The organism is Mesorhizobium sp. P3_A2, from assembly GCF_056403115.1.
Genome location: NZ_JBFUGC010000003.1, coordinates 478537 through 500322, shown reverse-complemented (window position 1 = coordinate 500322; position 21786 = coordinate 478537). Strand labels below are relative to the sequence as shown.

Here is a 21786-nt window from a genome sequence, read left to right as displayed (position 1 = left end):
CTTGGCGCGCCCAACCCAGAGGCCCGGATGGTATTTGCTGCAATCCCGCCAGCATCGGTTAGCCGAGCCACGGCCCGCAAACCGCGCGCTCCACCAACAGCGGTTCTGTGCCGGCGCTGGCGTCCGGTGGCGCGCTCGACGGCAACAGCTTTGTGCAGGCTGCACAGGCCGGCAATGACAATGCCGTGCCGCAATTCAACATCTTAGTGAGTGTCACCGTCAATGCGTCGGGTGCGACTCCTGAGCGAAGGGAGCATGTGCGCGGTGGTGGTCGAAGAATTTCGAACGCAACTCCGCCCAGGCGACATAGCGTCGGGAATGGTCCTTTATTGAGGTGGACTCAGCCAGCTTCCGCGATTGCAATATCAAGCTGGCGTCGTTCATCGCGAAGGCCGTTAATGCTGAGGAAGCCCAGTCGCAAACGTTCCAATGCGATCACTTTAAAAATCGCATCTAGCGCTTGGCCGTGTGAGCTCAATACTCCTCGATAAATATGGTTTTCGCCGGAAGTCAGGCCTTCCTCAACGATGGCATTAACTGCCGCCAGGCAGACGTAAGTAGGGGTGTGTCCGTCCGTTTTCGTAAGTTTTGAAATCAGGTCTGGCTCACGACTGATCCACTCGCGAATTTCTACGCTAATAGGCGGATAAGCGAGCATCGCGGAGGGATTGGACGCCATCCTGGCGTCAAGAGTTTTTAGGGCTTTGACCATCTCTTCGCGCATGTGCGTTTAACTACCAGCCCACCGCAGCATAGGATAGAGAACAAAGAGGGAACTTTTTTGTGACAAGCTGGCAGGATTTTGCTACAATGACAGCCGGATACAAGAGAGCCTACCATCCCGTCCGGCCATCAACCGGGCGGGTCATATGGCTCGGGGCGTAACACCCGCCACGAAGTAAGGTCATTTGTAATCGACGGGATACAAGACCGTCGCCCTGTGTCCGAGCCCACACACCGGAGATCGTGCTTGAATGGCATTGGTCGCGCCGGGAAGCCGCCTGCCAGGCTTCAAAAGTTTCGCCTAAAAGATTCAGGCTCCGTCGAAAGCCCCACAGGATGGGGAAGGGACGACCTGATGCTTCCGGCCTGTTGAGTTTGGTGCTCGCTGGAAGTGAGGCACCGCGAGGTGCCGACCGTTAGGGCTCCGAGAGGAGCCGGGATACGGCTTTACGGATGGTCCAGCTAACCGCCATCCGGCGTCTGATAAACGCCTAGTAGCTCCAACTCTCTTTAGACGCATGGTTTCTAAGAGTTCCCTCTTGTCAGAGAGCGGCGAAGGGTTTCGGCTCTTCGCTTTATTCAGCTTTCTGACAGGGGGGATTAGCTCTATTCCGCATGTGTCTGTGTCTTGTTCGACAAGGCGGTCACGACGACAAAGACGGACACCCAAAAGACCACGCGGAGCGCGGGCGAGCGAAGGCTGGTGTCGGGTGTCGACCTGGTGAAGATCACCGACGTGCCTCTCGACGTCCTTGACCCTCTAACTATCGGGGAGGGGGTGCGGCAGGCTGTCGCACGCTGTGATAGCCGCCGATCGGATTGCTATAACACACATCATCATCGTCCGGTGCTTATCCGGGCGGTGTCTCCCTCCCTGTGTCGAGCCCGGCCGTCCTAGACGCGCCGGGCTTTTTTTATAGAGCCGCATCGGTTCTAGAACCTTCATGCCAGAATCCTAAACTCGGAGAATGAGATGACTGATCACTATATTGATACCGAAGTATGGCACCGGTTGATTGAAGACTTGGCCTACCCGGAGGCTCCCGACCCGAACGACACTGAATTGACGAGGCATGGGGAAATTGCCCGGGCGCTCGCCTACGCGGGCATCTGGCCAGATGAGATGGCAGAGTATCGGGCTGAAAAGAGGCCTCCGGCGCCCCCTGCAGCCGTCAGCGGTATTGGGCATCTGGCAAGCGAGCTTCCCGACGCGCTCACCGGCGCGGAGCCTGCCGACATCATTGCCTGTGACCGTCCGGCGGACAAAACCGATGATGGCTCCCGATGACGACCTCGAACGGCCTGGCAGCGCTCGAAGCGCGCTGCCAGGCCGATGAGGACGGATCCGCCTATCCTGAGGGGTCAGCTGGCAGCGGCAGCTGCTTTGGCTTCTGCCTTCGCGGCCTTAGCTTCTGCCTTCGCAGCGATCTTGGCCTGCTTTGCCCTCCACGCCTCGATGCGAAGCCGTTCGCGCACATCATCAGCCATGATACGCAGATGGCTCTCGATCAGCAGCAGGGCGGCCAGACCGCCACAGAAGATCGCAGCGACAGCTAGACCCGCCACGGCGCCGAAGATCACGGCGTTTGCTTGGTTGGGCATGTAGACCTGGCCCAGCGCTATGCCGGCCAGGACCATAACGAGCGCTATGACGCCATTGATCAAACCAAGTATGGATACGAGTAGACGGCTCATGGGTTCCCCTCCCGAGGTTGAAGTGTGAATCAAGTGCCATCGCCGACTGCGGCTTGCAAGCGTTTCATCCATCAGGACTAGAGTGGGAACGCGGGAAAATGGGTATAGGCGCTGTAGCACGCTTTTTATGCTCACACCGGGTTTAGCGGCTACCGCTTTGGCAAAGAGTTACGCCGCGTCGCAAATTTTATGCAGGAATATTCTAGTTCTTCACAAAAGGGCGGGACAACACCCGCCCTTTTATTTGAAGGCAATAGCCATGCGTGTGCAGCAATGCGGCGTTCATCTGTTGCGCTGGGTTTATCAGAACTTAAATCCAATGATGCCTCGAGAGGCCCCTTCGATGGACGCAGTCTCTATCAAGCTTTAGTCGACGCCGATATCGAATGGGTGTCCATGAGGTCGACTGCGGAAGCGATAGCCGTGTGATGAAATCGATAAGAAATGGGTTCGGTCTTTTTCTTGAGAGGTGAACAGCGCTTGAGAATTGTGTGAAACATAGTTTCAGCCCTCTACTGGGTTGATCCGCAGACCATTTCCGGTTCAATGTCGCCGCCGCGAACAATCGTTTGGCGGGGGGCCATGACGAAACCGTTCTACCAGAATCCGATTCTCAATTCGCCGTATCTGGCGCCGACGCGTCATCATGCGTTGAGCGAGGACGGGCAGCCGCTCGAGCACCCTCCTATCGAGGGACGGCGGAGGTCGAAATACGTCACGCCGGTTCCAAGGGCTCGGAAAGTCAAGAAGGGCGATCGAGAACAGCAGGATTTCGGTTTCGATCGAGCAGCCGATGGCCAGGCCTACAACCCCACCCCGATCATCAACGAAATCCGAGGACACCTGGAAATCTGGCGTTCGCTGCCGAACCCGAACGACTGGGGCGTGACGCCTACGACCCAACGCCTCTTGCAGCATTGGCGCCATCATGATTTTGAGGGCGCGAGACCGTTCTTCTGCCAGGTCGAGGCCGTCGAGGCGGCGATCTGGCTCACAGAAGTCGCGCGCGGCCGACGCCAATATGCGCACATCTTCCGCCACCTCGAAGAAGCGAATGCAGGCGCGAACCCCGAGATATTTCGGCTCTCGTTGAAGCTCGCCACCGGCGCCGGCAAGACAACAGTTATGGCGATGTTGATTGCCTGGCAAGCAATCAACGCTTCCCGGCAGCCGAACTCGTCGCTGTTCTCGAAGGGGTTTCTGCTTATTGCTCCAGGGATCACCATCAAGGACCGCCTGCGCGTCCTCAATCCAGCCGACGGCGAGAACTATTACCAGACCCGGGAGCTCGTTCCGCCTGAGCTGATGATTGATCTCGGCAAGGCCAAGATCGTCATCACCAACTATCACGCCTTCCAACGGCGCGAGAAGCTGGACACCAACAAGACTGGGCGAGCGGTGTTGTCAGGCTGGCGCAACGAGGAACTCGTCACGAAGGAGACTGAAGGCGAGATGCTGCAGCGCGCATGCGGCGAGTTGCTTTCGTTGAAGAACGTAGTCGTGATCAACGACGAAGCGCACCACTGCTACCGCGAACGCCCTCCGACTGAAGAGGAACTGGCACTCAAGGGTGAGGAGAAGGAAGAGGCAGAAAAGAATAACCAGGCGGCTCGGCTCTGGATATCCGGGATCGAAACTCTGAAGCGAAAGGTCGGGGTTCGCGCCGTCTATGACCTTTCGGCGACGCCTTTCTTCCTGCGTGGCTCCGGCTATGAGGAGGGGACACTGTTCCCCTGGGTCGTGTCGGACTTCTCGCTCGTTGACGCCATCGAATGCGGTATCGTCAAGTTGCCTCGCGTTCCCGTTTCCGACAACGCCGTGAATGCCGAGACACCCGTTTTCCGCAACCTGTGGGATTACATCGGCAAGGACATGCCGAAGAAGGGCAAGGGAAAGGCGGGAGAACTCGATCCGCTGCAACTGCCTGCCAAGCTGCAGACGGCGCTCTACGCTCTCTACAGCCACTACGAGAAAGAATATGAGACCTGGGAGCGGGCGGCCATTGGCGTGCCGCCAGTCTTCATCGTCGTTTGCAACAACACGGCGAGTTCCAATCTCGTCTACGAATGGATTTCTGGATGGGATCGGGATGTCGAGAGCCAGCGCCAGAACATCCATCGCGGCCATCTGAAGCTCTTCAGCAATTTCGACCAATATGGCAATCAGCTCCCGCGCATGAATACGCTGCTGATCGACAGTCAGCAGGTCGATTCCGGCGAGGCGCTCGACGAGAATTTCCGCAAGATTGCGGCTGCCGAAATCGAGTTGTTCCGGCAGGAAAAAGCTGCTCGAGAAGGAGCTGCAGAGGCGTCAAACATCTCCGACGCGGATTTGCTGCGTGAGGTGATGAACACCGTTGGGCGGAAGGGCCGGCTCGGCGAACGCATACGGTGCGTGGTCTCCGTCTCGATGCTGACCGAGGGCTGGGACGCCAACACCGTCACCCATATCCTCGGCGTGCGCGCCTTCGGCACCCAGCTTCTGTGCGAGCAGGTGATTGGTCGTGGTTTGCGGCGACAGAGCTATGAGATCAATCCGGAGACCGGGCTGTTCGACACCGAATATGCCGACATTCTCGGCATCCCCTTCGATTTCGCCACCGAGCCGCAGGACGTGGTGAGAAAGCCGCCAAAGCCGGTTACGCGCGTCTTCGCGGTTCGGGAGCGAGAGCGCCTCTCGATCCGCTTCCCTCGCGTCGCCGGTTACCGAATCGATCTGCCGGATGATCGCATCAGCGCAACATTCACCGCGGATTCGAAGCTTGAGCTCACGCCCGAGCTCGTCGGCCCCTGCACGGCCCGGCTTGAGGGCCTTGTCGGAGAAGGCCATGACATCTCTCCCGATGCGCTTGACGATATGAGGCCGAACACCGTCGCGGTGCACCTCACGAAGAAGCTTGTCGAACGCTATTTCCGTGACCCTGACCAGCCGCCGCCTTACCATCTCTACAATCAGATACAGCCTATCACGCGCCGGTGGATCAGGGACTGTCTAGTGATGAAAGGCGGGACCAAAGCCGGCATGCTCACCTACGCTGAACTCGCGGATATCGCTGCCGGATTGATCTACAAGGCCATTGTGCACGAAGCCGGCGCCGGCGGCGAGCCCGTCGTAAAGGCCATGCTCGACCCCTATAATCCGTATGGCAATACGAGCCACGTTTCGTTCATCACTACGAAGACAAATCTTTGGACGACCGCGGCCGATAAGTCCCATGTCAACTACGTGGTTTGCGACTCCGACTGGGAAGGTGAGTTCGCCCGTGTCGTCGAGGGCCACCCCTCGACCTTGGCTTACGTGAAGAACCAGGCCCTCGGTTTCGAAGTGCCCTACCGCGACGGTTCGACCAACCGCAAATATTTGCCGGACTTCATCGTGCTCCTGGATGACGGGAACGGACCGGACGATCCGCTCCAACTCGTCATTGAGATCAAGGGTTTCAAGGATTTGAACGCTCAGATCAAAGCCGAGACGATGCGCGCTTTTTGGGTTCCGGGCGTAAACAACCTCAGGAACTTTGGCCGGTGGGCATTTGCGGAGTTCCGCGATGCTTTTGCGCTCGAGATCGAGTGGGAGAAGCTGGTTCAGAATTTTGCGAAGGTGGCCGAACCGGCCCAATAAATGCAGACTGAGAACGTGTAGGCAATAAAGGGCGGGCAATGACCGGAACTAGTTTCAAGACCAATCCATACGATCTTCGCGAGATTCTTCAGAGCTGCCAGAAAGGCTCGCTCCAGTTGCCAGACTTTCAGCGCAGCTGGGTCTGGGACGAGGATCGCATCAAAAGCCTGATTGCATCTATTTCGAGGGCCTATCCCGTTGGCGCGCTGATGACGCTGGACACTGGCGGCGAAGTCGAATTCAAGCCGCGCCCGATCGAAGGGGCGCCTGCCACGGCAAAGGATGCCCGACCGTCATCACTGCTCCTGGATGGGCAGCAGCGGCTGACATCCCTCTATCAGGTCACGATCCGAAACTCGGTTGTCGAGACGGTGACGACCAAGAAGAAGCGGGTCAAGCGCTGGTTCTACATTGATATTGAGAAGGCCCTTGACGACGCCATGGATCGCGAAGACGCGATCATCGGCGTTCCCGAGGACCGGGTGCTACGCGAGGATTTTGCCAGGACCATCAAGTTGGATCTGTCTTCGCCAGAGCGGGAATTCGCCGAGCTGAAATATCCCGTCACTAGCGTCTTCGACTGGGATAATTGGCAAGACGGGTTCGACAATCATTGGTCGGGAGATCAGCACAAGGAGAAGCGTCAGCTCTTCCGGAAGTTCAAGAACGACGTTCTTCAGAATTTCACGCGCTACCAGGTGCCAGTCATCGCGTTGGCCAAGGAAACGTCAAAGGAGGCCGTCTGCGTCGTCTTTGAGAAAGTGAACACAGGCGGAAAGCCACTGGACGCCTTCGAGCTCGTCACGGCCATGTATGCCGCTCGAGGTCACGAGCTACGCAAGGATTGGTATGGCGATGAGACTACGAAGGGTCGCCGCAGGCGATTTTCGGAAACTCTGAGGGCACCCGGTGAAGAGACCGGCATTCTGGCCAATGTTGCCAACACCGATTTCTTGCAGGCGGTTTCACTCTTTCACACGCGAGCGCGGCGCGTCACGGCGGAGGAAGCCGGGAGACAAGGCAATGAGTTGCCGCCCGTCACGGGCAACCGACAGGCACTGCTTGGCCTTCCGCTAGATGCCTACAAGAAATTCGAGGCTCAGGTTGAAAGCGGATTTATCAGGGCTGCCAAGTTCCTGCACATGCTGCACATCTACCGTATCTACGATCTCCCCTACCAATCGCAAATCATTCCTCTGGCAGCCATCCTGGCGGACATCGGGGACGCCTGGGAACACGAGGCCATCCGTGCCAAGCTCATCCGTTGGTATTGGAACGGCGTGTTTGGCGAGCTCTACGGCTCAGCCGTGGATACACGAATCGCGCGCGATTTTATGGAGGTTCCCGCCTGGCTAAGAGGGGGCTCCGAGCCCTCTACAGTAAGCGAGACGATCTTCCGCGCGGACCGGTTGAAGTCAATGCGCACACGTCTCTCTGCCGCCTACAAGGGCGTCAACGCGCTTCTCATGAGGGAAGGCGCCGAGGATTTTCGGACGGGTCAAGCCTTCGATCACACGGTGTTTTTTGGCGAGGATGTAGACATCCACCACATCTTTCCGCAGGCTTGGTGCAAAGCAAAGAACATCGCCAAAGATATCTTTGATTCTATCATCAACAAGACGCCGCTTTCCTACCGAACAAACCGCATCATCGGGGGCGACGCGCCTTCTACCTACCTTGCCCATCTCGAACGTGGCAATCCCACGACGCCTGCCATCACGGGTGCAAACCTAGACCAGTATCTTATTTCGCATTTGATCGATCCTGCCTTGCTGCGCGCCGATGCCTTCGAAACGTTCATGGCCGACCGACAAAGACGACTTCTGGCACTTATAGAGAAGGCGATGGGCAAGCAATCCTATCGCGGCGACGTCTTGGAGGAAGGCACGGAAGAAGACCGCGATAATGATGACGCCGAGGCCGAGATGACGATGGCGGCGGAGTGAGCAGACGATGGTCTACAACGATCTCAAGACCGACGTGATCAAGCGCTTCTGGCTTCATATGTTCGGCCGCCACAAGGGTGAAATGTTGCATGGGAAGGCTCAGCCTGTGGGCGCCCGTTGGCACGAACTTCCTGACCTGGACTGCTGTGTCAGCATCACAACTGGCATCGACTTCGTCCGCGTGTTCATTCGGACTTTAGGGAAAGGCAAGACTTCAAAGTTGCGCGAGCGTCTAACGCGCTGGCAGGAAGAGTTGATCCCAGCGCTTGGCACGCCTTTGACAAGCCCTGGCGAGAGCGACAGGTTCTTCTCGAAGCGACTTGACCTCGACATGAACGACCAAGGCAATTGGGATGCTGCTGCCGATTTCTTGTGGGAAACATCACAGCTGTATGAGAAATCCCTGCGAGAGATACTGGGCGGGGCTGCGACATGATCGCCTTACGCGAGCCGACATTCGTTGAACAGGAGCGCGCGAGCCAGTCGACGTTCTTCCGCGCGACTTTGCCCGATGAGTGCGGATTTGACGGCTGTGACTACCGACTCCCGCCTGATTGCAAGCTTTCGAACCTCAATCCCGAAATCCGCGATCTTGCCGCCCGCTATTTCTCCGACAACGCGATCGCCTGGCACCAGCATGCCGCCCACGGCCTCTCCTCGCAGGCCTGCTGCCTGAATTTCCTGATGCCCCTGGCAACGCGTCCGGACACTCTGGCCAAATTGGTTCAGTCCGTCATTGGGGGTGACCTTCCGGAAATGCTGAAGGTCGAGGATGGTCCGGAAGGCAGACCCTGGTTTGTCGGCTTCGAATGGATCGGCCGCAAGGATTACCTTAACGAATGGCCGCGAACCGGTTCGCCGAAGCGGGGCGCCAATGTAACCAGCGCCGATGCCGTTCTGCACTTCCGTCAGGCTGGCCGGATCCAAACCTTGCTCGTGGAGTGGAAATACACCGAATCTTATGGCGCTCCGCCCGAACCGAAGCGCGAAGCGGAGCGTCTTCGCCGCTATCAAGGGATTGCATTCGCGCCATTCGGCCCAGTCCGAGGCGATGCTGGCATCAAGCTCACCGACCTGTTCTGGGAGCCGTTCTATCAGCTTTTCCGACAGCAAATGCTGGCGTCTCGGATGGAGGCCGCACGGGAGGACGACGCTCGCCGGGTCCGTGTGCTTCACATCGCACCCGCTGGAAACCGTCGGCTACCCCGTGTCACTTCGGCTGCACTTCGCCCGCTCGGCGACAACGCCTTCAAGGTTTACCTCTCGTTGCTCAACGATCACGAGGACTTCATCAGTCGCTCGACCGAGTCGCTGTTTTCGCCTCTGATCGCCGATGCACCGGACGACGACGGCTGGGCAAAATACCTTCGCGATCGTTACGCCTTCCTGGCTGCTGCTGTGGTCCCATCGCGAGACGAAATGGCCTCGGCGTGAATGCGGGAGCCGATATAGGCGATAGGCGCGCGGCGAAAAGCGTCTAAAGGGTGAGAAAATGACAAACTATAAGGACGGCGTTGTCCGGGATGGCTCATCGATCGGTTCCGGCAGAGCCCTAGGCAACCTCAAAGGTGGTGTCATACGCAACGGGTCGTCACCTGGGTCTGGGACCGCACTCGGCAATGTGAAGGACGGCGTGATACGAAACGGATCGTCACCGGGTTCCGGTTCCGCGATCGGGAACGTCAAGGACGGCATCGTGAGGACTGGGTCGTCCAAGGGAAGTGGCACGACAGTTGGAAAGGTGTCGAATTTCACTGTCAAAGGGATGGAACGGGAGCGCGACGACGAAATCGTGGCCGTCTATCATTTTCTCATAAAGAAGTTTCTCTGACAGCTAGTTTGGATTGCCCGATGGCCAAAGCCCCACGCGAGATCGATGCTCTCACCCATGACGCCGCGCGGCGCATCAATGTGCCGACAGCCGAGATGGCGTCACTGTTCGAGCAGCAGGCGGAAATCCTAGGCGGGGCCGAACGCGAGATGACGATCGCACGGCCTAGGCCGATCGCGAGTGGGGAGGAGCGAGCCCGCGATCCCGACCTGGACCCGCAGATAGTCTGGAACGGCGCGCGCATTCGTATCACGAAGGATCAGATGCGACAGCTTGCCGAGACGGGCGAGCTCGAGCTTGGTGACGCACAGCTCGTTTGGCGCGGTAAGGACCGGCAGGACTGGTCCGACCTTGTGGTCAATGCGCCACCTATTTACGTGCAGGAGAAGGTGCACCCCAAGGCAATCATCGACGATCTCAAGCGCCGGTCGAATGTGCGCCGTGAGGCCGAGACCGACGCACCGGACCTCTTTGCCGATTTCAACGGCATCACGGATCCGGAGGCACGGGCTGAGTTCTACCAGCACGCCCAACACTGGACAAACCGTTTCATACTCGGCGACAGCCTTCAGGTGATGGCCAGCCTTACAGAGCGCGAGGCGATGCGCGGCAAGGTGCAGTGCATCTATTTTGACCCCCCCTACGGGATCAAATTCAATTCAAACTGGCAGGTTTCGACCCAATCGCGCGATGTAAAGGACGGCAAGAGGGAGGACATCTCCCGCGAGCCGGAACAAGTAAAAGCCTTCCGCGACACCTGGAAGGACGGGATCCATTCCTACCTCACCTATCTGCGCGACCGCCTCATGGTCGCGCGCGAGCTGCTTTCGGAAAGTGGCTCGATCTTTGTCCAGATCGGCGACGAGAATGTGCATCGTGTAAGAGCAGTCATGGATGAGGTGTTTGGCGAGGAGAATGAAGTTGCACAGATCGCCGTAGTGAAAACTGCAAGTGCCACTTCTGACTACCTCCCCGGCGTAGCGGACTACATCTTATGGTTTGCCAAGAGCGCGCCGAAATTAAAGTTCCGACCGGTTTATAATTTAAAGCAGATTGGAGGCCAAGGAAGCGGGCAGTATACCCGCGTCCAAGAAGCTGACGGTAGCCGAAGGAGTCTGAACAAAATTGAAGTAGCTTCATCCGAAGTTGCAGATGGATGCCGAGTTTTTAGGCTCGATAATATGACGAGCCAACGACCGCCAGGAAGCTTTCCGGTCCAGATAGACGGCAGATCGATCCGTCCTTCGAGAGGATACTGGAAAACGGGTGAAGTCGGTATGCCGCGGCTGGCTAAGGCTCAACGCCTTGTCCTGGTGGGCAATACGCTGACCTATGTTCGGTTCATCGACGACTTTAGGGTCTTCCCAATCAACAATATTTGGACAGATACAGGCGCATCCGGATTTGGTGATGACAAGGTCTACGTCGTTCAGACCATCGCCAAAATAGTTGAGCGGTGCATTCTGATGGCCACCGATCCGGGTGACCTCGTGCTTGATCCGACCTGTGGCTCCGGCACAACGGCAACAGTCGCCGAGCAATGGGGACGGCGCTGGATCACAATCGATACAAGCCGCGTAGCGCTGGCACTGGCCCGCACCCGGCTGATGACGGCTCGTTATCCCTACTATCTTCTTGCAGACAGTGCGGCAGGCCGCTCGCAAGAGCAGAAGGTGTCCGGCAAAATCCAGACGCAGGCACCGACCTCCGGCGACATTCGGCAGGGGTTCGTCTACGAGCGCGCGCCACACATCACACTCAAGTCAATCGCCAATAATGCGGAGATTGACGTGATCTGGGACAAGTGGCAGGCGGAGCTGGAGCCGCTTCGGCAGGAAATGAACGAGAGGCTGCAGACGGAATTCGAGGAATGGCAAATCCCGCGTAAGCTCGACCTATGGCTAGACAGCAAGGAAGGCGCTGCCAAAGTCGGACTTACCAGCGTCCGGGTGCGCGAACTGCACAAGGGCTGGTGGGAAGGCCGCATCGAGCGACAAGAGGAGATCGATGCCTCGATCGCAAAGGCAGCTGATGTCGAAAGACTCTACGATCGCCCTTATGATGACAAGTCGAAGGTGCGCGTCGCCGGCCCCTTCACTGTGGAAAGCCTGTCCCCGCACCGCGTCGTCACCGCGCGCGATGATACGCTTTCAGGAGAGATTAAGGCAGGCGAGGGCGGCATACAGCCAGCGCCAGCCAATGTGCCGGAGATCGACTTCGGACAGATGGTGCTCGAGCATCTGCGTTCTGCTGGAGTCCATCAGCAGGAGAAGCGGGACACCATTCGCTTCAACTCCGTTGAGCCCTGGCCAGGCAACTGGCTGGCGGCGGAAGGCACATACACCGATGGCGACGACCGCGAGAAACGTGCGGGGATCTTGATCGGTCCAGAATTCGGGACATTAACACGCAGCCAGATCACCGCCGCCGCGCGCGAAGCCTCTGACGCCCGCTTCGATGCGCTGATTGCCTGTGCCTTCAACTTCGAAGCCCAGGCAAGCGACCTCAACCGGCTTGGCCCGCTTCCAATCCTGAAGGCGCGTATGAATCCCGATCTGCATATGGCCGACGATTTGAAGAATACCGGCAAGGGCAACCTCTTTGTCGTCTTCGGCGAGCCGGATGTCGATCTGATCGAGACTGTCGATGGCGAGCTGCAAGTGAAGGTCAACGGAGTCGACATCTTCGACCCGTCAACCGGCGAGATCCGCTCCGACGACGTCAAGGGGATTGCCGCCTGGTTCATTGATACCGACTACAACGACGAGAGCTTCTTCGTCCGCCACGCCTACTTCCTCGGCGCGAACGACCCCTATAAGTCGCTGAAGACGGCGCTGAAAGCAGACATCGACGAGGACGCCTGGGCGACGCTCTATTCTGACACTTCGCGTCCTTTCCCACGCCCTTCAACGGGACGTATCGCCGTGAAGGTTATCAACCACTTCGGCGACGAGGTGCTGAAGGTTTTTGGGGTGTGAGGGTGCTATGGACGAGGGCGGGCGGCTGATCCGGAATTACGGTCTCTTCTGGCGCAAGCACGAAGTAGATTGGAAGCAGCGTCGGCACGGACGGCTTATGGGGCTCGGCGTGCGGAAGAAAAACGGCGGCCGCGTGGATTTCTCCCAACAGCGAGGCATCTACGCTCTCTACGATGACACCTTCCGGCTGATCTATGTGGGTCAGGCCGGGAGTGGGGACCGACGCCTCTATCCCCGACTTCGCAAGCACGCGCATAGCGTTCTTTCTGAACGATGGACACGATTTTCATGGTTCGGAATCTGCGATGTCGATTGGGATAAAGTGGTTGATATTCGGGGGCTAATCGACGTTCCCGACGAAATCCGGACCGATCGCGTCAACGTGCTTAATCATCTCGAGGCAATCCTCATCATGGCGGGCGAACCGATCAAGAACTTGAAGGGTGGCATCTTTGGCAAAGATGTTACGCACTTCCAACAAGTGCCGTTGAATCGTCAGAACCAAAAACCGGAGGAAGAAGACTTTTCGGAGGAAGAAGAATAGTCTGCCCGTTCGTTGTTGAATTGCCTTGGATCGCAGTCAAGGTGAGCGGGGACGACGTTTTAAAGGCGTTTTGGGGTTTAGGGGGAGAATCATGGCGCTTTATTTGCTGAAACCGGTAGTGTGGAATTCTAACGGCTATCTCCAACCCAGTGGAGAAAGAGTTCATTCGGGCTATCCCAAAGAAAATGGATATGGGCACGAGGAGTGGAATAACTCAAAACAATTAGAGTTCACCGAGGATGGCAAACGATGGAAAGCCTTCCACACGGAGGGCTTTGGGAATCAGCCTCTCGAGGCACATGATGGCCGCGTTTTTGTTTTCATGATTGCCGCGCATTCGGGGCACCAATTTCTTGTTGCAGTCGCAGGAAATGCCACCTCTCTTATCGACGAGACGCAAAAGAAGCAGCGCCTTTCAATAATGAAGAGGCTCGGAATTGACGACCGATTTCGTCTGGATGCCTGGTCGGTCCCGCGTGTGAGAAAGTTGTTCCGGGATGATGAAGACCGGTTCACGCGGCATTGGAAGAGCGACATCCACTGGGTGCCCAACTGGAAATGCCCAAGCGAATCCTACGTTGCACTGGCGGAACCACTCCAACTGGATTCCAAGTCAATTTCCGGAAAGAGTTCATTGGTCAGAATGTTCGGATCTTACCAGAAGATCTCGCGCCAAACCGCACTTCGAATCCTTGATCTGTTGCCCAGAAATTTGCCGGCTCAGCAGCTAAAACGGCAGTGCACAGATGAGTCCGATCTTCAAGAAGACCTCGCAGATTTAGACAAAACCGGACCGGTCGCTGCAACGACGAGAGCTGCGTTGATCGACGCGAGGCTTGGGCAAGGGAGATTCCGAAATGAAACGCTCGCCTTCTGGGATGGGAAGTGCGCCATCACTGGCTGTGGTGTAGGTGAAGTCATTCGCGCTTCGCATCTAAAGCCGTGGCGTGACTCTAGCAACAAGGAAAGGCTCGATCCGCGAAACGGACTGCCCCTCGTTGCGCATCTCGACGCATTATTCGACCGAGGTTTGATCTCGTTTAGCGAGGCGGGCGATTTACTGATATCGGGCCTAGTTTCGGATGACGAGCGACACATCCTGCATCTATCGGACGGTTTGCAGAAACCGCCGCATAGGGGAACTGCCACATATCTAAAATGGCATCGCGACTATGTTTTTCGTGCAGGTTGAGGTCAAAGGTTGAAGATGCCTACCATACTCGCCGATAGCCTTCGCTCGGCCATCGGCTACGCGCCAATGACTGAAGACAGCAATGAAAGCCGAGATCGACGAAGAGGCCTGGGAAACGCTCTGTTACGACACGTCGCGGCCTTCTCGGCGCCGATCACGGGCAGAATAGCCGTGAAGGTAATCGACCGCTTCGGCCGATTCCATTTAGGATGGCCCTCGGCTACCTTGACTTATTGAGGTGTAATGGATGGCTGGTCTTTTCGAGGTGACGTTCACGAGATTGGACGTGGAGATTCCCGACTATAAAAAGCCGGATGGCACCAGGGGTTCCCAACCTTTCTCGACGTCAAGCCACGGGCTGTTCAGGCGCGACACGCTGAAAAGTGATGGCGAAGGCGACGGCCCGCGCACGGATTATTTCAAGCAGCATCTCGTGCGAATTTTCGAAGAGATACGAAAGCCCGTCCCGTATCGGTTTATCGATAGTGCCGGGCGGAGACGCTCGATGGATGGCGGATGCCTCAAATTCGTGGGTCCAGACGGTCAGAACGTGGCCGATTTTGAATATCAGAACGGCTATATTGTTGCCGTTACGCCGAAACCAAACCTCTTGGCGCGATATGCCTTTCACTCGCCCGTCGTCTCGGACGTTGAGGCTATTCTGCAAGCGCGCGATTTGAGCCCTACGGAACGAAAGCAGCTGATCGATGCTCGGATCGGGCAGGGGCAGTTCCGGACTTCAGTCATGGCCAGGTGGGGAAACAGGTGCGCGGTCACATCCTGCGATCTTCCAGCCATTGTTCGTGCCTCGCACATTCTGCCATGGCGTAAGGCAAGCAATGCTCAGCGTCTTGATCCAGAGAACGGGCTGCCATTGGTAGCGACGCTTGATGCGTTGTTCGATGCGGGGTTGGTTTCGTTTAACGGCAGAGGAGAAATGTTGATCAGCCAGTCGGTTCTCGACAACCAGCATGACCTCATAGGAAAGAAGAGGACATTGGTCCGGCAGCCTGGCGAGAGAATGCGACAATATCTGGCCGCCCATCGACACACATACGGCTTCGAGCATTAAGTTATGCCCACGATCCTCGCCGACAGCTTCACCTCCTCCCTCGCCAAGCTCAGCAATGACGAGCAGAAGCAGGCGAAGCTGACAGCGTTCGACCTACAGGCAAATCCTGACCAGCCGGGCCTGCAATTCCATCGCATCGATAAGTCAAAAGACCCGAATTTCTGGTCCGTGCGGGTAAATCGGGATCTGCGCATCATCGTCCACAAGACGGGCGGGAGCCTGATGCTTGCTTATGTCGATCACCATGACGACGCCTACAAATGGGCAGAGCGACGCCGGATCGAGGCGCATCCCAAAACCGGTGCGATCCAGATCGTGGAGGTGCGCGAATTGATCGAGGAGATAGCGGCTCTGCCAACCGGCCCCGCTCAGGCAATACTGCCCCTCGAAGCACCGTCACCAGTTCAATCGCCGTTACTCTTTGCCAACCTGTCACGCGACGATCTGCTGTCCGTCGGTGTCCCCATAGACTGGCTGGACGACGTAGCGTCCGCCACCGAAGACGAGTTCTTCGCCCTTGTCGGCTATCTGCCACAAGAGTCCGTCGAAGCGCTATTCGAATATGCGGCTACTGGGGTGCTCAAGATTGCCGCCGCGCCGGCGACCGATCCGCTCGCACATCCTGACACACAGCGCCGCTTCCGGATCCTCGAAGGCGCGGAGGAGTTGCAGGCCGCACTCGACGCACCTTTTGAAAAATGGGCTGTGTTTCTGCATCCCCTGCAGCGCGGCGTGGTCGAGCGGGACTACAATGGGCCAGCTCGAGTGGCCGGCTCAGCGGGGACCGGAAAAACCGTGGTCGCACTGCATAGAGTGGTGCGCATTCTTAAGACCCGTGCCGACGCACGCGTGCTCCTAACCACTTTTTCCGACCCGCTTGCACGCGCTCTTGCTCAGAAACTCGCGGTGCTCTCGGCCGATCGACTGGGTTTCCTGGAACGAGTGACGATCTCTTCCTTTGAACAGACAGCTCGCGAACTTTATGCACTAAGCACCGGACGAGAGCCGCATGTAGCCGATCAGGTGACCATGCGAACGACGGTTCTCAAGACTTCAGCCGACCAGCAGGAGAGCGAGTTTTCGCCGCAGTTCCTTATCTCGGAGTGGGAACATGTCATCGACGCCTGGCGGATCGACAGCGAGGAGGCATATGCCGTCGTCCCGCGCATGGGGCGCAAGAACAGGCTTGGCGCACGCCAGCGCGAAAAGCTTTGGGAAATATTTGCGCGGGTGCGTGAATCGCTCGCGAGGCGCGGACTCTTGAGCCTGTCCGGCTTGTTCGAAGCGGTAACGCTCACTTATGCGACAAGGGCCGAAAAGCCCTTCACGCATATTGTGGTTGACGAGGCGCAGGATCTTGGCATCGCCGAGTTGCGATTTCTTGCCGCGATCTCTCCGGCGCAGCCAGATGCCCTGTTCTTCGCAGGCGATCTCGGGCAGCGCATCTTCCAACAGCCATTCTCCTGGAAGGGTCTGGGTATCGATGTTCGCGGCCGCTCTTCCATACTCAAGGTCAACTACCGGACCTCGCATCAGATCCGCCAGGCAGCTGACCGGCTCCTTCCCTCCAGCGTTCGCGACGTAGACGGTCTGGAGGATCAACGATCCGGGACCGTCTCGGTTTTCGAGGGGCCGGAACCGCAAATCGTCAGCGCCGAAAGCATAGAGGCAGAAAAGGTTTTGGTCGCGGCAGTGCTGCGGGAGCTTATCGGCGAAGGATTTGCACCTAGCGAAATTGGGATTTTCGTGCGCTCGCAACAACAATTGCCCCGCGCACGTGCGGCCGCGGAGGCGGCGTCCCTCAAAACCCGAACCTTGGTCGATGGCAGAGCCGGCGTTGATCAGGCGTTGCTCGGCATCATGCATCTCGCCAAAGGCCTGGAGTTTCGCGCAGTGGTCCTCATGGCGTGCGACGAAGGTGTCCTGCCTCTGGAATCCCGCGTAGTGGATGTGGCCGATGAATTCGAACTCGATGAGATAATCGCGACTGAACGGCAACTGTTCTATGTCGCGGCGACGCGCGCCAGGGAGCGGCTGGTCGTGTCATGCGTCAAGCCTGGTTCCGAATTCCTCGATGACCTTCGGAGGTGGTGAACGGCACGGCCACGTGAACGCCTAGCCTTCATTCTAGGCAGCTAGACTAATGGCTCTCCGTGATCTCGAGGCGACCCCGCCTAGCAACTAATCGTCCGGGCCATCGGCGTTGCCGTCGTCATCGTCGTCTAGACTGTCGATCTTGTGCAGGATATTCGGGTCTCCTTCCCCATCCAGTAGCTTGATGAGATCGACGACGGTCTCTCGAAGGTCCTGTTGATTGCGAAGGAGAAGTCGCTCGCGCCCCAGCGCCTCGCCGATTTGTGAGAGCACGTCGCGCAGACGTTGGGCGGTTGGATCTCGGGCCGAAAGCAGTGCGTATGGCTCGACCTCACGATATCGAAAGAGACCAGCAGCTGCTGAGAGGGCGTTTCTAAAACGTATGAGGAAGTTTCTTCTATTCAATCGCTCGCGCAACTCGCCTACCAGACGATCGGCGATCCGCCGGACGAGTTCGCCGGTCAGCGAAGCTGGTGCCTCACGACGCCGCGACAGGATCATGGCAAGCGCGTTCAGTGTGTGAGAGTTGGAGGGTCGAGCGGCCAGGACGACAAGCGCGCGACCAATGCGTTCCGGGCCGGTGAGCGCCCGCCCTGCGCCTTGAGTGAGGACCGTTCTGGCATTCGCAGGGGCAAGTAGGGGATGACCGCTTCCGCGAAGGTCGGCTTCCAGAGCGTCAACGATGGCGTTCTGCACGTTCTCAGGGCAAAGAGTAAACACCCAAGTGAGGCATCTCAGATAATCATTGTTTCGCAGCCGCCTCCGAGGCTCACGGAGGGTGAGTTGGACAAATTGGCCCATATCATTGAGGCTCTGCATAAATGCCTCGGAGGCTACGCCCGACAGCTCCAATGGCAATTCGCCGTTTGTGCCGACGGGGCGTGTTCTCGCTCTAGTTTCAGGATCGCGCATCGATCTCGAAAGGAGCTTTGCCATCTGATCAGCACCGCCCGAAGGCCCGTCTTGAAGGCAATCCAGTATCCCTCTATAGCGCGCGTTGCCGGTCCAGAACTCCATGTTCGCGAGCTCGACAATTCGGTCGGGGATGATTGGCGGTGGAGATCTTAGCTTTGTTAATATCTCCTCGGGACTCTCCTCGACCACGCTGATTTTCTCCCAGTCGAGTAGGATTGGGCTGCGCTGTAGCGGCTCCCATTCCGGTGACGTCAGAGAAAGCCTTGCCCAGCTTTGCCCAGGCGTTTGCCTGAGTCGAAGCTCGACATTCACATCCTTGGTCGGCGGCACGTCTTGCTGCGCCCGCCAGTGGCGAACCTCCCTCTCTCCCTTGACCACGTAGAAATCGATCTCTTTCTTCCCGCGTCCCCAAATCAAACCATCGTAGATTGGGGACACATATTCTCGGTTGGCGGGCAGCGTCGCCTGGGTGCCGACCAAGTCCTCAAAGTGAGGTAGTTCGCCTTTCAGGATCGCTAGGCCTATCGGTGTGAGCCGATCAAAATAGTGCGGAAGACCTCGTTCGATAAGTTGAGCCGCCCTCAGAGATCCGCGTGCGATTGAAGACCATTCCAACCGGTGCAGGTCGGGAATTTGATCGCTCAGAGAGTCGGCCAGCATGGTCGCGTATGGCTCGGCCAGCGGGGTAGCAAGAAACGTCGCTACGACTTCCTTGCTCTCCGCCACGCCATCGCAACGATACGGCTGCACCACACCGCACGGATCAAGGCGAGGCGCCACGATCTCCATCCAAGTGCCATTGTCGTTCCTGAGAATCTCCGTCTCACCTGCGCTGGCCTGACCGAAGAGTAGCTTCGATGCCAGTTGGCTCTTTTCCCCACTGCCGATCTCAATCGACGGATTTGCGATTGTCACCTCTTTCTGAGCGCGTCTTAGCATCGCCCCTAGGGCTAATTCCGGAACGACGATCCGGCCGTAGCCATCTCGTTCCGGCGCGAGATGGCCCGGATGATCTCGGTCCCCGCGAAGACGCAACGACTGCATCTCGATGCCCGAACTCGAGTGGATCAACAATCGGACGAGCCCGCCCTCGAGATCTCGAGATATCGAACCGACCTCGAGGGCATCTAGGAAAAGCGCTACAGGTCGCCAGAGCAGCCGGTGAGCGCGTCGGCCGTGGCCGAGCAGGTTGAGTAACCGAGCTTGGGACGCCTCCGCGAATGCGTCATGATCTGGCACAGTGATCGTGACGGAGTGCGCTTCTCGCGCTAGCGAGTCGACGATGGCCTTGAAAGTGTAGAGATCGCGCGCTTCCCCAGGAGTCTTAGCGAGATCGTCGCAGATTTCCGTTACTTGCACGCGCCGAACCGGATCGCCAAGCTTTCCCCAACCTAGGCCGCGTCCATGTGGCGATAACTTGGCCTGGGGGCCACCGATCCAGACGCCCGACTCTTGGCGGACGACTACACCGTGGATACCGCCATCCACAAGAATTGGATTCGGCGGCAGCACGAGGGGGTCATCTGGCTCCCAATTACGGGCCGCGAAATCGTGCCAGCCATTAATATCCATGCCGGAGAGTCGACGCATCAGCCGGCCTTTGCCTGGATTACAGACGTGAGGAAATTTCTCACGGCTGCTACGCCGTCGCTAAGGGCGCTGCCATCGGTTCCCATAGTTGCGGTCAGGACACCGTTGCGCTCCATAATCTCGGCCTCCTTGCCCGCGGCAGCAGGGCGCAGCACGATTCCCGCGGCGAGTTGGGCCTTGCGGCCGAAGGGGAGCAAGTCGGAGACTTCAGCAATTTCGCCCTCCACCAAACCCCCTTCGATGTCCCAGACTGGCCAAATAGCAAAATTGGTTAGGAAGGCCTGTGCATCGCCGACACGGCCGATACGAACCCAGATCGGAGCGCCAAAGTCTCTCAATCGCACATCGGGATTGGCCATCCGGTAACGGACCTCGACGACAATGCCGCTGCTAGGCAAATGGAAAACACCCAACGGGTTGTCGTGATCGGTCCACGTTCCGCGCCTCTGCTCATCGAGGAAACTAAGTGGGGCCGACGCGATCAGACGCGCGCCCGGCACGCTGACTAAGGCAACCATCACCGCCAGCGTGCAGAATTCTTCCCACGATCGGGCCTGCCACTGCCAAAGTTCGTCGAAGATCCGATCGTGTTTGAGGAGCTCTTGCCACCCCTCCCAGATCGCATGATAGCGCGGGTTCTGCTGAAGGACGAAGTTGGGGGTCACCCCGGCTTCAGCAAGCCGCACGCCGCGATCGGCAAGATCGCGAGCGAGACGCTTACATCGCCGCTCGAAATCCTTGACCTTCCGTGCCCGATTGGAAAGTGCCTTTGTGCGGTTTCGATCGAGATAGTTTCGCGCCACATATCGGGCAAGCTCGGCATATGCGCGAAGCACCCGGTTCTCAAGCGTGTCGAAGTTTTCCTCACGAGTAACAGCCAAGAGGCGTTGCCGGTCGCCAGCGCGCTCGGCGAGCGTCTCGCCGGGCTGCCGCACCAGCCAGGTCATTGCGCGTCTGTCCAACTCCTGGACACGCGAGATAGGAACCTGCTGGTTCGTGCGTCGAAGGATGCGCCGCGGCTTGCGGTCCAACTCGTCGAGGGTCCGGGAGAGGGCGGCCGCGTGATGGACGATCAAATCCATTCGGGGCGGGACGTCATTGTCTTCTTGCGTCCAACGCTTTCGGAGTTCTTCCCATAGGTTGGCAGGGTCGGCCAACGCGGTCTCGACATCGCGCAGTCGATCCCATACCGCTTCCGCACGCAGCATCAGGCGACGGGCGGCTTCCTCCTCGGCCGTTTGCGGATCGTGGGTTCTTGAGGGTCTTTCCGGTGCAGAGTGCCAAGAGAGCTTTGTGGTGCCGGTCGTGGTCGGGACGGTCGAGCCGGTCGAATGTCTCAGCGGAAGTGGCAGGACGAGTAGCGTTCGACCATCGTCCGTGGAGAACCCCGAAACAGGCTCGCCGAGTTTCGTGAGACTAGCCGCGCCAGCAGTCGCTCCTGCAGGCACGTATAACCACAGGCCAGCGCGGTTTTGGTCCACGATGGCGGTCGAACCGGATGCAAGGAGTCGCCGGTGGCGCCGCTTCAGGTCCACCAGGGCCCAAGGTCGCAGCCACAGCTCGATTTCACGCTTCTCGGTCACTT

The 21786-nt window shown here is 58.1% G+C and carries 14 protein-coding genes and 1 pseudogene; 11 read left to right on the top strand and 4 right to left on the bottom strand.

All coding sequences use genetic code 11. The annotated features are described in order from the left end of the window. Positions 1-340: 340 nt before the first annotated feature. Positions 341-724, bottom strand: coding sequence for a hypothetical protein (locus AC1DXM_RS09945; protein ID WP_477232873.1), 384 nt, complete (start codon positions 722-724; stop codon positions 341-343). Positions 725-1696: 972 nt separating this feature from the next. On the opposite strand from AC1DXM_RS09945, the gene AC1DXM_RS09940 reads away from it, so the two are divergent. Beyond that, positions 1697-2011, top strand: coding sequence for a hypothetical protein (locus tag AC1DXM_RS09940; RefSeq protein WP_477232872.1), 315 nt, complete (start codon positions 1697-1699; stop codon positions 2009-2011). A gap of 74 nt (positions 2012-2085) precedes the next feature. Here the strand turns inward: AC1DXM_RS09940 and AC1DXM_RS09935 are convergent, their stop codons facing one another. Next, on the bottom strand, positions 2086-2418 hold the full coding sequence (locus AC1DXM_RS09935; RefSeq protein ID WP_477232871.1) for a hypothetical protein: 333 nt from the start codon (positions 2416-2418) through the stop codon (positions 2086-2088). 582 nt (positions 2419-3000) lie between these two features. Between AC1DXM_RS09935 and AC1DXM_RS09930 the strand changes: the two genes are divergently transcribed. The 10 genes and pseudogenes from AC1DXM_RS09930 (at position 3001) to AC1DXM_RS09885 (ending at position 17696) form a co-directional block, all read left to right on the top strand. Further along, positions 3001-6039 carry a BPTD_3080 family restriction endonuclease gene (locus AC1DXM_RS09930; RefSeq protein ID WP_477232870.1) on the top strand — a complete coding sequence of 1013 codons (3039 nt, stop codon included), beginning with the start codon at positions 3001-3003 and terminating at the stop codon, positions 6037-6039. Positions 6040-6077: 38 nt separating this feature from the next. Then, entirely contained in the window at positions 6078-7985 is a 1908-nt protein-coding gene (locus AC1DXM_RS09925) for a GmrSD restriction endonuclease domain-containing protein (RefSeq protein ID WP_477232869.1), read from the top strand. A gap of 7 nt (positions 7986-7992) precedes the next feature. Then, positions 7993-8421, top strand: coding sequence for a hypothetical protein (locus tag AC1DXM_RS09920; RefSeq protein WP_477232868.1), 429 nt, complete (start codon positions 7993-7995; stop codon positions 8419-8421). Then, entirely contained in the window at positions 8418-9419 is a 1002-nt protein-coding gene (locus AC1DXM_RS09915; RefSeq protein ID WP_477232867.1) for a PGN_0703 family putative restriction endonuclease, read from the top strand. The genes AC1DXM_RS09920 and AC1DXM_RS09915 overlap by 4 nt, the downstream gene beginning before the upstream one ends. 40 nt (positions 9420-9459) lie before the next feature. After that, a pseudogene (locus AC1DXM_RS09910) lies at positions 9460-9816 on the top strand (hypothetical protein); the annotation flags it as partial. Positions 9817-9836: 20 nt separating this feature from the next. After that, entirely contained in the window at positions 9837-12794 is a 2958-nt protein-coding gene (locus AC1DXM_RS09905) for a site-specific DNA-methyltransferase (protein ID WP_477232866.1), read from the top strand. Between the two features lie 7 nt (positions 12795-12801). Continuing rightward, the gene (locus AC1DXM_RS09900; protein ID WP_477232865.1) at positions 12802-13338 is read left to right on the top strand and encodes a GIY-YIG nuclease family protein; all 537 of its coding nucleotides are present in this window, start codon (positions 12802-12804) and stop codon (positions 13336-13338) included. Between the two features lie 91 nt (positions 13339-13429). Further along, the gene (locus AC1DXM_RS09895; RefSeq protein ID WP_477232864.1) at positions 13430-14530 is read left to right on the top strand and encodes an HNH endonuclease; all 1101 of its coding nucleotides are present in this window, start codon (positions 13430-13432) and stop codon (positions 14528-14530) included. 247 nt (positions 14531-14777) lie between these two features. After that, positions 14778-15602, top strand: a complete 825-nt coding sequence (locus AC1DXM_RS09890; protein WP_477232863.1) for an HNH endonuclease — start codon at positions 14778-14780, stop codon at positions 15600-15602. 3 nt (positions 15603-15605) lie between these two features. After that, the gene (locus AC1DXM_RS09885; protein ID WP_477232862.1) at positions 15606-17696 is read left to right on the top strand and encodes a 3'-5' exonuclease; all 2091 of its coding nucleotides are present in this window, start codon (positions 15606-15608) and stop codon (positions 17694-17696) included. Positions 17697-17783: 87 nt separating this feature from the next. On the opposite strand, the gene AC1DXM_RS09880 is transcribed toward AC1DXM_RS09885, so the two are convergent. After that, complete coding sequence (locus tag AC1DXM_RS09880) at positions 17784-20201, bottom strand: hypothetical protein (protein WP_477232861.1); 2418 nt, start codon at positions 20199-20201, stop codon at positions 17784-17786. Beyond that, positions 20201-21784 (bottom strand): DUF2357 domain-containing protein, encoded by a 1584-nt coding sequence (locus tag AC1DXM_RS09875; protein WP_477232860.1) that lies wholly within the window; start codon positions 21782-21784, stop codon positions 20201-20203. The genes AC1DXM_RS09880 and AC1DXM_RS09875 overlap by 1 nt, the downstream gene beginning before the upstream one ends. Between the last annotated feature and the right edge of the window lie 2 nt (positions 21785-21786).